The organism is Enterobacter sp. HK-058-C-ECC (assembly GCF_047531125.1).
Lineage (GTDB): Bacteria > Pseudomonadota > Gammaproteobacteria > Enterobacterales > Enterobacteriaceae > Enterobacter > Enterobacter quasiroggenkampii.
Window position 1 is genome coordinate 43,622 of sequence record NZ_JBLKCH010000017.1, and the last position, 14,496, is coordinate 58,117.

Consider the following 14,496-nt stretch of genomic DNA (forward strand, 5'->3'; position numbering starts at 1 on the left):
ACCTTCTTACTGCGGCTTACGGATGCCGTAGTCCGCGATATAACGGTTGAGCCAGTACGTGCCGCCCGGCTCGAAGTTCCACGTGCGCCAGACCATCTCGCCGTCCTGACGAACGACCAGACGAAAATGCGAACCCTGATCGTCCTCTATCGCCACGTTGGTGTACTGCGCCGCAACGGCCTCAGCCTGTTCACGGGTAAAGGTGTTGTCGGGTAAAACCGCCAGCGCCTCGCTCATGTTGCTCCTCCTTCTGAACCTGTTTTGCTTTTAAAAAACCATCACCCGTTGAGTTGCCGGGGCCGCGGTTTTGACGTTTTGCGGGGACCTGCTGAACGCCCCCGCTGGTTGTTACCTTCACCCGTTTGAGAGCCGTTCGCCGCAGGGGCGTAAACCAGCGCGGGCGATGGCGGATGTCCGGGGCGCGGTTTACCGCGTGCCATTTACCCTGGACAGCTGACAGCGGCTGTGCTTGTCTCAGCCCCGGCGAAAGGACTCAAAAGGGGGAAATAACCAGGCAGGGAATGAGCAGGAACCCGCCGCAACGACGGAACGCGCGGGCGCGAAACGGCGTTGCCCCGAAGAGGCCCGGCAGCATGACCGCCGGGCTGGTGAGAGCGGCGCATCCGTAAACGGATGCCGCAAGCGTGATGTTGAACCTGCGACAGTGCGATGGAAGCCCGACAGGGCGGAGACGGTTTACCGGCTCCGTTTACGACAGCGCCGGTTCCCGCCAGGGAAGTCGCCCACAGTCATATCGCCCGGGAAGAAAAGCCGACAGGACAGCGATATCAGCCAGTACGCCACCGGTATGGCCACTATTGCCAACGGCAACGGCAACGGCAACGGCAACGCAGGCATTATCGCCAGAACAGAAATAACGCCGACCCGCTGCAGCACACCGGTATTCATACCCTGACACCACAGGTACATCAGACACTCGCGGAGATGCGCGGCGCCGCAGGCGCAGCGAACTTCGCCGGCAGGCAGAGCCTGCCAGGGTTTTGCGCGCGGGCTGACAGGCGGCTGAACCGCCTGCCGGGGAAAATCAGTTGCTGAAGACGTAGCCGTCATGGAATACATAACCGTTGCTGAACAGGTCACGCGCCCAGGCTTCAAAATCGAAATAGCTGCGCAGCGGCTCCGGCACCTCATTCAGCAGGCCGTTGTCTTCAGCCATTTCACGCGCATAGTCCTCCTCGCTCTCCGCCTCGCCGCGATACGCATCGTCAAACGCGTCATAGTCACACTCGCCGGTATACTCCGCCCAGGCGATAAACGCGGCCTCCCTGTCCTCTTCTTCAGCCTGTTTGTACGCGGCGATAAAATCCCAGTCGATGGAGCTTTCAGAGACGAACTGCGACGGAATACCTTCCCAGTCCTGGAACATAAACTCGGCATCCCATTCATCGGCGTGCAGCGCTTGGCAGGCCTCGTAAAAATCCTCCCTGCCGTCAAACTCCGTCAGGTCAAACCATTTGCCAAAAATGCTGCCGCAGTTGTATTTGTGATACGTACCCACATAAACAGCAGGTGTGGTGGTCGTAGTGCGCATAAAAAATCCTCCATAGTCGATGTTGTCTGAGTTCCGGCTTACGCCGTGCCGACACGACAGCCCGACAGGGAGCGAAAAATGCAGGGGCGATGCATGAAGCCGCAGCGCCGGTAAAGAACGGAGAGGGTCTGGACGGTTAGCGAGCGAATATTGAGCGAGATAACGACGGGAAGAACCGCGACAGGCATTTAAACATACGGCGACCGGGTGAAAGCATCGACGTCAGTGAACCCTTGCATTTGCAGCGTTCGGGCTAGAGTAGAGGCACGGCGTAAGCCGCAGACCGCTCGGGACGTTACTCACCGCGAAGCCGGAACAGCGTGGAGGATGAGCCAGAAAAGCGGAGCGGCCGCGCGACATCCGAAGAAGAAAAAGCCGGAGGCTATCCCTCCGGCATCGCCTCACGCTGCCAGCAGCGCCTTCAGCACCTCCACGTCCGCCATTCCCTGACGGATACGCGCGGGTGTCGGCCCGCCCGCCTCCCATGCCAGCCCCTCCTGGTGAACCAGCTCGCGTTCTGCGTCATGCACCAGGCGCGAAAGCACCTGCGCCGGGACCATCACCTGCCGATTAATCGCTTCACGATGGCGGGTCAGCAGATCGCACACCGACGCATCCGTGACGCCTTCCCGGCGATACACCTTCATGTCGCTGTTGCCGACCGTTTCCAGCAGGGCCGTAATCTCGTCGTCTGTAGGGCGCAATTCCCGGCACGCGGAATGAATCCCCTCCTCCGTCCAGACCAGCAGGGCCAGAGGTTCATCATGGGTAAACATCCGCGCCAGTTCGGTACAAAGCGCTTCACGGGTTCCGTGCATATCAAGTTCCTCAAAATCGGGTAAGAAGGCCGGGCGGCAAACCGCCCGGTCGCAGTCAGTCGTGAAAACAGTCGCTGAACGCCAGTACGCGCATGTAAACGGTCAGATACTGCTCGTTGAGATTGCGCAAGAAATCAGCGGCCAGCGCATCAACCAGCGCGGGGCATCCGTCGTGATACTTCACTTCCAGCGCCCGGATATGCAGGCGCAGGTCGCTCATGGCGTTGGATAGCGCGGCCATGTCGTCACGCAGTTGTTCATGTCCCTGATAATTGGTCATGCTGCCTCCGGCAGGTCGTCGTTAGCGGCCGGGTACTGCATGGCACGGTGAACCGCTGCCAGCCGCTGCTGCCCGGTCCGGTGGTACTGCTCCAGCAGTTCGATACCGATGTAGCGACGGCCTGCCAGTAGTGCTGCCACGCACGTTGATCCACTGCCAGCAAAGGGGTCGAGCACAATGGCATCAGGGCGCGTGAAGGACTCGATGAGCGGCTGAAGGCTCGATACAGGCTTCTCCGTTGGGTGATGTTTGTTGCCGGTGTACTTCCAGTGCAGCACGTCCGGGAGCGGATTTTGCGGAAGGGTCGGACGGCCTTTTGCCAGCAGATAGGCACATTCATGGCGGTAGCCCACATAGGCGGACTTCGATGTGTAGGTTTTGGTAAAAACCAGGTGGCCAACAACGCTGAATCCGGCATGTTTCCAGGCGGCCATAAAGCGATCGACGCGGTTCCAGCCGTAGAAGCTCACCATCAGCGCGTCTTTTTTCAGCACGCGGTACATCTCATGACAGGCAGGTTGCAGCCATTCATCCGTTTTATCACCGGCAATGGTGCGGCCCTGACGGTCACGAAAACCAACGAGGTATGGCGGGTCAGTCAGTATGAAATCGACGGCCTTCTCAGGAAAGCCAGCCATTACCTGCACACAGTCACCCAAAATCAGACGGGACATAATCATTCTCCTTTCTCAAATGCGGCGCCAGTTACGCCGTGCCGATACGACAGCCGGGCGAAAAGCGGAGCAGACAAGGGCACCACCGCAAGCCGCAGCGCAGATAAAAGCAGACGCTGACTGGACGGTTTGACGGCGAAAATTGAGCCGGAGAACGACGGGAAGACAGCGTAAAATGCATTTTGAAATCACTGCGACCGGGTGAGGATGGTGGCGAAGCCTCCCTTTTCTGCACAGCGGCCCGGCTACAGTAGCGGCACGGCGTTCACAGCAGAGCGGTATGAATGAGGAGCGCAGCGACATCGTATTTTCATCGTCGCTGTCCACAATTTCGGTGGGCAATTCTGTGTATAAAATGAGGGTATTCCGCGCAGGTCGCTACCAGCACGGATGACAGCACGCCTGACAAGGATGGTCATCTTTTAACCATCCACGCAGACTTCACTTTTCCTGGTGTGGTATGTTGATGCTGAATGTACACAACCGGAGCGGAGAAAGATGGACAGAGAAATGCTGGCTGAGTGGCTGCGGGATATTGCCCAACATATAGAAGAGGAAAGCCCACTGATTCGTGATGTCAGTGTGGATGATGCCCTTTCCGATGAGGGGCTGGCCAGAAAAATCATCACCATCACATTCAATGCACCAGGTCGTGCCTCACAGCCTGAAGAGAACATCAGCGATATTTCCCGGCATTGAAAACAGCGCTGCTGATACACCCCGTGCAGCCCTCTGTCGTCAAGGATCTGACGCATGAAATGGAATACTTGCGTAGTTCAATAAAAATACTTGTGTATTACATTTGTAATGCTATAGTAATCACACACGGCGATACTCTATTGTCGCTAAAACGTAATACACCTGTATTTCATTGAGAGAGGAGTTCTCATGTCTGAAATTCCAGTGCAATCTCAGCTGACACCGCTGGTTAACACCGTGGCCCGCATCATTGCCATCATGAATAACAAGGGTGGTGCCGGTAAAACCTCCACGATCACCAACCTCGCCATGAGCCTCGCACATGCCGGGCGTCGGGTATTGCTTATCGACGGAGACCAGCAGGCCAACTCGACTGAGGTGATGGCTAACGGGAAAAAATACTACGCGCAGTATGGCCACACCATCTGCGATTTATATAACAACCCGCGCTTCAGTATTTTTGATGCAATTATCCCGGCCGTCAGTGGTGAAGAGGTGATCGATAACCTTTATATCATTCCGTCAGATCCGTCGTTTGAACGCGTCATGGAAAACTGCCTGACCCGGCACCATCGGGAAAAAATACTGTCCCGCCATCTGCAGTCGGTGATGGATAAATTCGATTATATCCTCATCGACTGTTCTCCAGGTCTGAACCTGTCCACCACGAACGCTGCCTATACCGCGGACCATGTACTTATTCCCGTTGATGGCGGCAGCTTTGCTCTGACCGGGCTGGATGTTGTACTGGACTATCTCGATGAGATCCGTGAAACCCGCTTTACCCGGTTCAGCGTATTCCGCAATGAGTACAATGGTGCCAAGAAGAAGATGAACACCTATCTTCATGAGCAACTGGCTTCCAACGAGCGAACCCGTGATAACTACCTGGAAACCCGTATCCGGGCTGATGAGAACATCTCCCAGGCACAGGTTGCCTGCGTCCCGCTCTGGTATTACAACAAAGGGTCCCTCGCCCTGAACGATTACCGTGCGCTGATGCGTGAACTTGAAACTCTCTTATCAAACGAGGCTGCATAAATGGCTAAAGGCCCTCTCGCGCGTCCCGCAATGGTCAAACCTGAAACCACACAGGGAGAGGCGAAAACCCGCCTTTCTAACGTTAAGGTCAACCGCAACAGAACGACCAGCGAAAACCCCAAAACCATCCGTATGACACCAGCGGAAAAAGTGATGTGCAGCGAACTGGTTGATGAAATTCAGGATCTCACGACAAAAACTATCACCGACTCAACCGTGCTGCGTGCAGCTCTGTACCTGGCCCGGGAAGCCGGACCGGAAAAAATGCTGGAGATGATTAAGGAATATTTGTAATACATAAGAATTACATAAGTAATCTTTCTGACTTACAAAAAGGAGTGCAAGTAATGCCCACTGTTACCGTGACCACTGAGTTAACTGACAGCCAGGCAATGGCGCTGGCACAATTTGTTAAGCGCTTAACCTGGTCAGAAATGCGGGCCTGTGCCGTCGACGATGATGAAACCTGGGTGATGAAAGATGCCATCCAGTCACTGCAGAAATCACTCACTGACGCCGGTTTCAGTCCTCGCTGATTACGGCGGTTAAAATGTAGTTCTTATGTATTGCATAAGAACTACATTAATTTCTTATTGTATTCTTTTCGCAGCAAACCACGCATCAAACTGCTTATGCCGGCTTTTAGGGATAGCGTCCCTCATATTGAAATACTGCCAGGGTTCCAGAAGCCGTATTTGATCAACAACGTTAGCCTTGCGGGTGTTGATTTTAAAATCTCCGGAATTAAAGGTGATCCGGTGGCTTTTACAAAGCACCGCAATCATCTTTAGCTGACTGGCGGAGTACCCGACATCAAGATTAGCCACCCATTTCGGATCGCTGAACCTGTCAGGTGCTTTGATTTTTAGCTGTGCCAGAACCGATTTTGCGCGTTCCTGCCTTGAGGTTGCCCTGGCGGCCGCCATAATTTTACGTACTTCGGCTTCTTTTTCTTCTCCGAGCAGCTCTCTGCCGCCGGCAAAAACAGGGACGAACTTGTTAATACAGGTAGAACCCACCCAGAGTGAGTAATGTGTGAGCACGTTGGTTATCTGAAACTGATAGCGCAGTCCTTCGTTGTCACACAGCTCGCAGGTTTTGTTGATGGAGTGCGAGTCTATAAATCCTCCGGTGACCGACCACTCTTTCATTACCGCCGGCCAAGCCTGACCCGAAGAATATCGCAGCATGTTATCTCTGGCTTTATCTAACCAGCTTGCCATAACCCACCTCCGTCTGAATAACGCCCATATACGATCCAGAATACCGCAACTGAGCGCTGAGAGCAGCGTAACTGTGCATTTCATACAAGAATCAAAATGCAATACTAATATATTACACATGTAATGCTTTTTAACTACATTTAACCGGTATTTCACTGTCTTCAGCGGATAATTAGACAAAACAGGTATTCTGTGCAAAATTTGTGATTATCGTCGCCAGAATTTCCAGGTGTTTTTTTTATTCATCCCCTCGATTACCTCCTTTTCACATCGTAGTTCATCATTCGCATTAGCCTGAAACTGGCTCACTGCTTTTTCTGCCGCCGCCCGAACAGGAGCTTTTTCATCGCGATCGGCTGTTCCCATTAAGCAAGCCTGAGATACTGCTAAGTAAGCATCAAAGGCTAGTTGTCTCATAACATGATTAGTGGTCATGAGGGATACCGTTTCATGCAGTCTTGTATATTCAATATAATCTTCACCATCAGGTCTGAATGGAGATATCATATATTTCTGCATCATCATTCGTGAGCTTGATAAGAAATCAATGTAGCGCCCGGCTTTCACATCAAAATCCTTACGCCGCTGAATTAAAGCTTCTTTCCTTAACTCATGCCGTTGAGATAATTTTAGCGTCAAATACCCGCCTAGTATTGTGAGCACCGATCCTAGTCCAATTTTAACTGCATTATCAGCCACATCCACCCACTCAGTCGCCATCTTCTACCCCGTTCTGTGATGATTATGGCTGTCAGTATAAATCCCCGTTGGATTGTACAGACAGCACTTTTTGCCAATCAATGTTAAAGACCAAGGTATTATTGCCTCCCGGAGCCCAGAAAATAACCATTAAACTTACTCACTTTTTATATTTCTTTCTAATAATTTCCTGGATTTTTCAAGGCGAGAAACAATAGAACTAAAACGTGGCCCGGCCATAACACCGCTACCTACAGGTAGGTTATTTAATCTATAAAACCCTTCCAACTCTGTAATGTAGCGCTCAATAATATCAACTTCGAGTTTGTAATTTTTATTTTTCCTGGCTAGAATGGCGACTCTTTCAAAATAAAATGGTGCAGCAACCTGCCCGATTTCATTCATTTTTTCTAATTCAGACTCACAACACAACAACATTATTTCAATGTCATTTTTATATTCAAGAGCAAGCTCATATACAGGTTTACCATGGACAAGAAATCGTCCACCGGTTAATTCAGTTATAATTTCCCCATTAGTTTTGTTCATCAGTGATGACGATTCGATATCTTTTCTACGTTGCATCAATCGGTTAAACCAATTCATAATCATCCTTACACCCTATACATTACAGGTCCAGCTTTCTATTACTTCACTCATTTACCTGCAAAAAATATTTTGGTAATGCTACGCAATATATGTACTACCGAACGCCACCAGAGAATTCAACTACCTTCTCCCAAAGAAGGTCCGCATCACACTGGGTATACAGCATAGTGTATACCCCTCATTGAAACCAGGCGTACAAATTGATAGATAGCAGCAAAATCAAAACCACCATGTATTACATGAGTATTACTTGTGTAATTTCAACCAGGCCTTAAGTTTTGAATCTGCAGGGGTTATTTTGTTCTGACCTATCAATGACTCAATGCTACGGTGTTCTCCGGGGGGAATGCCAAATGTAGGCTCCAGCTCATTTACCAAAATTTCGTACATGTGAAGGTATCTCTGGAAAGCCTCTTCCGGTGAGCGAATAACAGGAAGCATTGATGCGGTATAAAACATGGCATTGATCGTGCCACGAAGATAGTGTTCAAGATTGACGGTCAAAAACTGAATGTAAGGATTTGACTCTGCATTATGGACAATCGTATTTCGCAAAATATAAAGTCGATAAATGTGACGCTCCACTTTTTCTGCGTGGCGGATAATCTTCTTCCCCAGTTCACGTGGCTGGACACAAAGCCCCGTAAACTTCCTCAGCATGTACGACGCATAGGGATAATCACTTAACGCATCCCCAAACTGCCGGGTGAATTCGCTGTCCTTCAGGTAAGTGTAGATATCATCTAAATCAGACTCGCCTGGAATAACCCGGCGTCCATCATGAAGGTGCAACTCCAGTCTCAATTGTCTGGCTATACCTCTCAATGAAATCAACTGCTTCACTACATAGTCGAGTCCCATACAGGGTGGGGTGGTAAAAACAACATGCTCATCGTGATCAAGCTGGCGGGAGGAAACATCCAGTGTCAGCGCCTCCAGGGCTGACCAGAATGAAGTAAACTGGTTTTCCTGTGTTGTCTTGTTAATCAGACCATTGCGCAAAAAATGGAAGGCAGAACTGACTTTTCTCGCAGATTCAGGTGATGCCCTGGTGAACAGACCTGTGATAGCCGACATAAAATGGCCAAACTCGCTCATCGTCAGTCGGTCGCTGTTCGTCAGGATCTCATTACTGAATCCCGGTATGATTGTCTCATTCCCGGCTTCATCCCTGACCTGAAAGGCGCTGCGTGTGTTGATTTGTCCACGCCCAAGCATATATGCGACGACATCAAGAGAATCCTTGAGAACAAAATCGGCCTTAACTTTCGCCGCGAGAACAGAGACAGCCTGAACCTCAATTTCTGTTCTGACAGAGGGCACATCTTTATCGCTGGTAAAATGAAAATACCGGCATCCGTTGAATAAGATAGGCTCTCCGGTCTGTTGTAACATGTCATGGAATTTTTCATTTTCCATGGTAATGCTGACAATATACTGTTGCGATCTGACATTCACCTTTTCTGCCCAGGACCTGAAACGGACGTCAAAGGTTTGTCTGTCATTCATCAGGATACGTGAATACAGTAATGAGCATTCCGTCAGCGGCATTCCCAGGGTAAGAAGAAAACTCATGATGTTATTACAGAGCGACGTTATACAGGCATAATCACTGTCAGACGGGAATTCCCCCTTGCTGATTTCAGCCTCCAGGCGCTCCAGACTTGCCGGTAAATAATGCGCTTCCAGGGTCAGTTTTAACTGAGTGAATAAACTCTCCATCAGTCCCTGGTGTTTTTCCACCGGGCTACGTTCTTTATCCGACCAGGCGTTTTTAATATCCAGCATATCTTTAAGCTGATTGGGTATGCTTTCAAAACGGTCATCAGATAAAACAACATCTTCTTTCAGCAGTTCAAGCAGCTCCTGTGCTGCTCTTTTGCGTTTATCCTGCCCTTTAAATTTATTACCCTGCGGAAACAGTGAAAGGAGCTCATTAATCGCATTGAGGATGTTATTGAATCCGACCCTGTCAGTATCCGTGCTTTCTTTATGCGCAAGACTTCCCCAGCATTCAATGAAAAATAACTGACGTGGGGAAAGGCCGTTACGTCTCAGGCGAACATCAATCCTCATGCTGTTGCGTCCTTTCTGTGTAGTGTTATAATTACCGTATATTAGCGCATTTGAATACGTTGCAGAACCTGCAGCGTATCGTACCGAAAAAAACGGCTCTCTCCTGCTTGACTGTGGTTTTGTCCCGGACTGGTTAGGGCCATACCTTTAAAAAACCGCCTCTGAAGGCGGTTTTTTTTCGCCTGAACGCATTCATTCCCGTCGATGTAACGAAACAGGCAGAGTGTTTCACCGGCCTGCCTCAGGCAACTTTTCTCGTCCGGCCCGCATCCTGTCCGGTTCCACGGCAGAACAGGGCATTTTTTCTCCGACACGACAGATACCAGGCCGAAAAAAGCCATGTACCAGAACTCGCATATTTCGAATTTTGTTACCTTACGGAAACGGCTCCGGCGAATTATTCCCGTGGCATAAGGGCTACGGAGGTGTCAGAATAAGTACGAAAGCCGGGATTACGCTACGCGAATAATTTATAACTGGCAGGGGTATTACCCGACAGAATTTGCACAGCGCACCTGTGTAATACAAATGAATTACACAAAAAATGATACCTCCCCACCCCGGGATACCCATGTTGTTGTTCCTGCCGGGCCGTGGTTTTGTTTTTATTCAGCAACAGGAGTGCAGCATGGAGGTTAACATCAGCCTTGAAGACCTGTTCGGCGACAGCATCAGAGAGATGCGGGAGCGGGATAAAGCGTTTTTACCTGAACCAGAATGGTTCTCCAGGATTGAGACAGACCTGGACACCTTTATGCAGACCTATATGACGAAGTATCCCTTTACGTCCTTTGAGGCGATCCCCGGGGACGAGTCGGGCCTCACGTTCCCGGCTTTTGAGGACCTGCAGTTTTATCTGCCGCAGCCGCTTCGCCATCTGCCGACGAAGATTGTTGAGGTCGACGGACTGGCCTTTCTCAGCGTTCTTGGTGACGGTGCATTCTGCATCGACCCGCGACGGTGGCACAGGATCAAAACCTACATCGCGAAAGGCACTGTTGAATACCCGCAGGTTTCAGTCACACACTCTGGCGTATCGGACGGCCGCCATCGCACGTTGTTGCTGATGCAGCTGTACAACCGCAGAACAATCCCGGTCGTCGTCCCAGAAAGCCATTACGGGACGTTTATGGCTGAGGCGAAAAACATGGGTGCGATTTAACTGGTCTGAGTGGGTGTTTATGTAATTCATTAGAATTACATTTGTATTTTAAATGTATTACATCAAATAAAAGGGGGGAGGGAAGAATGCTGATGACAGCGGGCGACAGCACTGTCTCTGCGACAAACTATGAAACAGCCATCGCGCTGCGTGGTATGGCGCTGCTGCAGCCCTATCTCCCTAAATATCTGCTGGCGCCCGAAGTTGCCGTATTACTGCATTATCTGCCGGATGAGCGCCAGCGCATGCTCTTTGCCACGCTGTGGAACACCGGAGCACGTATTACTGAAGCCCTGACCATCACACCCGAGGATTTGCAACTTGATGGTCCACGCCCCTGCATCCGGTTACGCACACTGAAACAACGTCAGCGGGGAAGGGGACGACCGTCAGCGGATGAGAAGATAGCCCGGATAGTGCCGCTGCTCGATGCCGCATATGTCGATCAGCTTCGCCGCTATCTGGCCACGTTCAGAACCGGCCGTCGTCGCCCCTTGTTTGCCGTCAGCAGGAAAACAGCCTGGCTGTGGATGCAACAGGCGATCGACAGAGCCCGGGAGGAGGGGATTGAATTTGCACTCCCGGCCATCAATCCAAAGACGCTGCGGCACAGTTTTGCCATGCATCTGTTTTTCAACCACGTGCCGCCGAAAGTCGTCCAGGCCTATATGGGGCATGAACGCTATGAAAGCACGGAGGTGTATCTGAAGGTTTTTGCACTGGACGTTGCACCACAGCTGGGTGTCACATTTTCGCTGGATCACCGCGATTACAGCCATCTTCTGACACGAAAATAGACTACTTATGTATTACATAAGTCATTCATTTAGTGTTCTGCCGTCAAAAAAGGGTGGTGGCCATTACTTGCTGGTTAGAAAAAAATGCACCACACTTGTAATTACACTTGTAGTGCACGTATAATAACTGTACATGATATAACCGGAGTACGAGCAATGAGCACAATTCAAATCCGCGTTGATGACGAACTGAAAAAAGACGCCTATCAGGCCTTTGAAAAACTGAATCTGTCGCCTTCAGACGCACTTCGTCTGTTCCTGCGGTATGTTGCAGAGAACGAAAAACTCCCCTTTGCTGAAGTCTCAGTGATGGTGAGCGAAGATGATGAAGACGCTGATATTCTGGCAGTGGTTCGGGAAAGACTGAAAAATCCGGCAAGACGGATCAGGGTTAACGTTGATGACCTTTAATGTTGAATTTGACGAAAGGGCGTTTAAGGAATGGAATAAGCTCGAAAAAACGATCCGTGAGCAATTCAAAAAGAAGCTAAAAAAGCTTCAGCAAAACCCTTATGTGGAATCAGCCCGACTGCATGGTGATCTGGCTGGCTGCTTTAAAATAAAGCTGAGAGCATCTGGTTTTCGTTTGATTTACAAGGTTATCGATGACGAGATTGTTATATGGGTGGTCGCAGTAGGTAAACGGGAAGACGAAAAAGCCTATGAAACGGCCCGAAAGCGTCTTTTATAAAAGAAATACAAACGTATTGCATTTGTATTCAAGATATCAAAAAAATAACTATCAAGCTCATACATAACAAAACCCACCTTGAGGTGGGTTTCGCCAGAAATATATCTGGTATTCAGAAGCGCCTTTACCGGACCAGGCCTGACCAGCGAACGCTGGTAGCTGGATGTCTGGATTAACCAGTCTGCTGCATCCTTAACTACATTATCGTGGCCTCACGTGTATATTACAACCAATATACCGTCACCCTGTGTTGCGGCTTTGGTGATTAATGATTGATTACAAATGTATTACATATGTAATCAGGATAACCTATCCGGCATCCCGGCAGGCTACCAACATAAACTGGTGTGGCAGGGAGGTATCCTGTGCTGACTCTGCCTGCCAGCCACAGCGGTTAAACAGCTTTACCACGCCCCCAACATTACCGGTCAGGCGCGTCAGCAGCGGATTTATCTGTCGCCCATCGTCGTCAAATGCCGCGTCGAGGTTAGTCCGCGAGAGATAAATGCCGTTCACGCCGGCGTTCAGCGCAACGGCATACCGACCTGACCATTCCCGATCGCTCAACAGGCGGTAATTCCAGCTCATGTCTTTCGCGGTTTCCAGGGCATACGTCAGCCGGAACAGGTCGTTTTGCTCAGACAGTTCGCCGGTGCAGGAGCGCCAGAGATAATTCAGCTTTCTGGCCAGCTTCGCGCTGACGCCCAGCTGGCGTCCCTGTTTCAGAAGCCACTCGATATCGGGGGCAACATCACGCGAAAAACGCCGTTGCTTCAGCGCAGTCGCCAGCCAGCGGGTAAGAAAGAGATTTTCCTGTGCCGGTGACAGCACATCTCCGTTCTGTCTGGCCAGCGCAAGCGCCACCAAGGCGCACCAGGCCAGATGACCCGATTTTATAGTTAATGTCACAAAGATACTCTCAGCCTGATTAAGACTTCAGCCGCACATAGGGCAGATTATGAGACATGCCTATATTATTGCCTCTGACCAATTCGAATGTATCTTGTTTGCTTTGTAACATCGCTGACAAGTTACGATATCCATAATTCCTGGCATCAAAATCAGGATTTCGTTTATTCATGATATCTCCGAGTTGTCCGAGATGAACCCATTCTTGTTCAGCAAAACTTTCAATAATTTCAGTCAGCATGCTGTAACTTTCTTCTTCTGTTCGAATCCCGGCCTGTTCAGGTTGAGCTGCACTATCTCTTTCTTCACGATAAACTTCAGTGGTAATAAATTTATTACATGCGCTCCTGAATGCCTGAGGTGTTTTCTTTTCACCAAAACCGATAACCTCAAGACCTGCTTCTCTGATTCGAATGGCCAAACCAGTAAAGTCACTGTCACTGGAAACGAGACAAAAGCCATCAAATGCCTGAGTATACAACAGATCCATTGCATCAATAATAAGCATACTGTCAGTGGCATTTTTACCAGTTGTATATGCGAACTGCTGTATCGGTTTTATAGCATTTTTCTGAAGAAGATGTTTCCAGCATGAGCTCTGTGGGTTGGTAAAATCGCCGTAAATCCTTTTGACGGTTGCATCTCCCATGAGGGAAATTTCATTAAGGATGGACTCAAGGACTGATGCCTGAGCATTATCCGCATCAATCAGTACGGCAAATTGTTTACTTTCCTTTTCCATGGGCTACGAACCTTTTGCATTGTACAAAGAGATAAACTAAGCAATTTATAAAATCCATATATTATTCAGTATGTTTGATTATTTCTACTGAATATTGTTCGTTTAATCCTCACATGGTGTACATCAACGTCACGAGTCATCGTCCTCCCCTATAGCAGGTGTTGGATTCAGAATAGAGAATGCCGAGCAGCGCGCAGGCATTCCTGGATGCGCCAGCGGCGCATGAAGGCGCCAGCTGGAGCTGAATGTGGCTCTTCTGGTTAGTGGCGCCGTAGCCCGGCGCAGCCGGCTGATTTATAGAGGATCGCTATCAACCCCCCCTTCCCTGCAAAGCCTTAACCCGCTAATCGCGATGTAGAAGTATCTGTGCGCCGTCGGAGTGGTCACGACAAGGCGTAGCCGCAGTCGGGGCGTATCTCCGCGTTAGCGGGCCGTCAGGGCCGCTTACGGGCGTGTTACTCCCGAACTTCCAGCGACACTACTCACAGCAGCACAAAATTCTAGTTACAACATCCATCATTAAA

20 protein-coding genes are annotated in these 14,496 nt (G+C 50.0%); 8 read left to right on the forward strand and 12 right to left on the reverse strand.

The window, feature by feature from the left end:
• Positions 1-6 precede the first annotated feature (6 nt).
• The 6 genes from ACMWJS_RS21240 to ACMWJS_RS21265 form a co-directional block, all read right to left on the reverse strand.
• Complete coding sequence (locus ACMWJS_RS21240) at positions 7-237, reverse strand: DUF905 domain-containing protein (RefSeq protein WP_325896852.1); 231 nt, start codon at positions 235-237, stop codon at positions 7-9.
• Positions 238-696: 459 nt separating this feature from the next.
• Entirely contained in the window at positions 697-1,071 is a 375-nt protein-coding gene (locus ACMWJS_RS21245) for a hypothetical protein (RefSeq protein ID WP_414747532.1), read from the reverse strand.
• Positions 1,046-1,552, reverse strand: a complete 507-nt coding sequence (locus tag ACMWJS_RS21250) for an antirestriction protein ArdA (protein WP_414747533.1) — start codon at positions 1,550-1,552, stop codon at positions 1,046-1,048. The genes ACMWJS_RS21245 and ACMWJS_RS21250 overlap by 26 nt, the downstream gene beginning before the upstream one ends.
• A 401-nt stretch (positions 1,553-1,953) precedes the next feature.
• On the reverse strand, positions 1,954-2,370 hold the full coding sequence (locus tag ACMWJS_RS21255) for a DUF1380 family protein (RefSeq protein ID WP_032635058.1): 417 nt from the start codon (positions 2,368-2,370) through the stop codon (positions 1,954-1,956).
• 55 nt (positions 2,371-2,425) lie between these two features.
• Positions 2,426-2,650 (reverse strand): hypothetical protein, encoded by a 225-nt coding sequence (locus ACMWJS_RS21260; RefSeq protein ID WP_041907514.1) that lies wholly within the window; start codon positions 2,648-2,650, stop codon positions 2,426-2,428.
• Positions 2,647-3,324, reverse strand: coding sequence for a DNA methylase (locus ACMWJS_RS21265; protein ID WP_414747534.1), 678 nt, complete (start codon positions 3,322-3,324; stop codon positions 2,647-2,649). The genes ACMWJS_RS21260 and ACMWJS_RS21265 overlap by 4 nt, the downstream gene beginning before the upstream one ends.
• A 498-nt stretch (positions 3,325-3,822) precedes the next feature.
• Here ACMWJS_RS21265 and ACMWJS_RS21270 point away from each other — a divergent pair, with 498 nt between their 5' ends.
• From ACMWJS_RS21270 to ACMWJS_RS21285, 4 genes are all read left to right on the forward strand, one after another.
• Positions 3,823-4,023 carry a hypothetical protein gene (locus tag ACMWJS_RS21270; protein WP_032637350.1) on the forward strand — a complete coding sequence of 67 codons (201 nt, stop codon included), beginning with the start codon at positions 3,823-3,825 and terminating at the stop codon, positions 4,021-4,023.
• A gap of 189 nt (positions 4,024-4,212) precedes the next feature.
• Positions 4,213-5,064: a ParA family protein gene (locus tag ACMWJS_RS21275; RefSeq protein ID WP_045265524.1), complete on the forward strand. Its 852-nt coding sequence runs from the start codon at positions 4,213-4,215 to the stop codon at positions 5,062-5,064.
• Positions 5,065-5,358, forward strand: a complete 294-nt coding sequence (locus ACMWJS_RS21280) for a hypothetical protein (protein WP_025760326.1) — start codon at positions 5,065-5,067, stop codon at positions 5,356-5,358.
• A 53-nt stretch (positions 5,359-5,411) separates the two neighbouring features.
• Positions 5,412-5,600 (forward strand): hypothetical protein, encoded by a 189-nt coding sequence (locus ACMWJS_RS21285; protein ID WP_032637347.1) that lies wholly within the window; start codon positions 5,412-5,414, stop codon positions 5,598-5,600.
• Between the two features lie 54 nt (positions 5,601-5,654).
• On the opposite strand, the gene ACMWJS_RS21290 is transcribed toward ACMWJS_RS21285, so the two are convergent.
• The 4 genes from ACMWJS_RS21290 to ACMWJS_RS21305 form a co-directional block, all read right to left on the reverse strand.
• Positions 5,655-6,287, reverse strand: coding sequence for a hypothetical protein (locus ACMWJS_RS21290; RefSeq protein ID WP_320744741.1), 633 nt, complete (start codon positions 6,285-6,287; stop codon positions 5,655-5,657).
• Positions 6,288-6,494: 207 nt separating this feature from the next.
• A complete protein-coding gene (locus ACMWJS_RS21295; RefSeq protein WP_264957205.1) occupies positions 6,495-7,007 on the reverse strand; it encodes a hypothetical protein in 513 nt (170 codons plus the stop codon).
• A gap of 135 nt (positions 7,008-7,142) precedes the next feature.
• On the reverse strand, positions 7,143-7,592 hold the full coding sequence (locus ACMWJS_RS21300; protein WP_032635063.1) for a hypothetical protein: 450 nt from the start codon (positions 7,590-7,592) through the stop codon (positions 7,143-7,145).
• A 249-nt stretch (positions 7,593-7,841) separates the two neighbouring features.
• Positions 7,842-9,671 carry a hypothetical protein gene (locus ACMWJS_RS21305; RefSeq protein ID WP_320723667.1) on the reverse strand — a complete coding sequence of 610 codons (1,830 nt, stop codon included), beginning with the start codon at positions 9,669-9,671 and terminating at the stop codon, positions 7,842-7,844.
• 571 nt (positions 9,672-10,242) lie between these two features.
• Here ACMWJS_RS21305 and ACMWJS_RS21310 point away from each other — a divergent pair.
• The 4 genes from ACMWJS_RS21310 to ACMWJS_RS21325 all read left to right on the forward strand — a co-directional run bounded on the left by ACMWJS_RS21310 (position 10,243) and on the right by ACMWJS_RS21325 (position 12,321).
• Positions 10,243-10,833, forward strand: coding sequence for a hypothetical protein (locus ACMWJS_RS21310; protein WP_228704953.1), 591 nt, complete (start codon positions 10,243-10,245; stop codon positions 10,831-10,833).
• 86 nt (positions 10,834-10,919) lie between these two features.
• Entirely contained in the window at positions 10,920-11,630 is a 711-nt protein-coding gene (locus tag ACMWJS_RS21315) for a tyrosine-type recombinase/integrase (protein ID WP_086551381.1), read from the forward strand.
• A 156-nt stretch (positions 11,631-11,786) separates the two neighbouring features.
• Positions 11,787-12,041: a type II toxin-antitoxin system RelB/DinJ family antitoxin gene (locus ACMWJS_RS21320; protein ID WP_000104338.1), complete on the forward strand. Its 255-nt coding sequence runs from the start codon at positions 11,787-11,789 to the stop codon at positions 12,039-12,041.
• A complete protein-coding gene (locus ACMWJS_RS21325) occupies positions 12,031-12,321 on the forward strand; it encodes a type II toxin-antitoxin system RelE family toxin (RefSeq protein WP_000143805.1) in 291 nt (96 codons plus the stop codon). The genes ACMWJS_RS21320 and ACMWJS_RS21325 overlap by 11 nt, the downstream gene beginning before the upstream one ends.
• 309 nt (positions 12,322-12,630) lie before the next feature.
• On the opposite strand, the gene ACMWJS_RS21330 is transcribed toward ACMWJS_RS21325, so the two are convergent.
• On the reverse strand, positions 12,631-13,230 hold the full coding sequence (locus ACMWJS_RS21330; RefSeq protein WP_414747535.1) for a DUF2913 family protein: 600 nt from the start codon (positions 13,228-13,230) through the stop codon (positions 12,631-12,633).
• A gap of 19 nt (positions 13,231-13,249) precedes the next feature.
• Positions 13,250-13,972, reverse strand: a complete 723-nt coding sequence (locus tag ACMWJS_RS21335) for an NYN domain-containing protein (protein WP_025760202.1) — start codon at positions 13,970-13,972, stop codon at positions 13,250-13,252.
• Positions 13,973-14,496 lie beyond the last annotated feature (524 nt).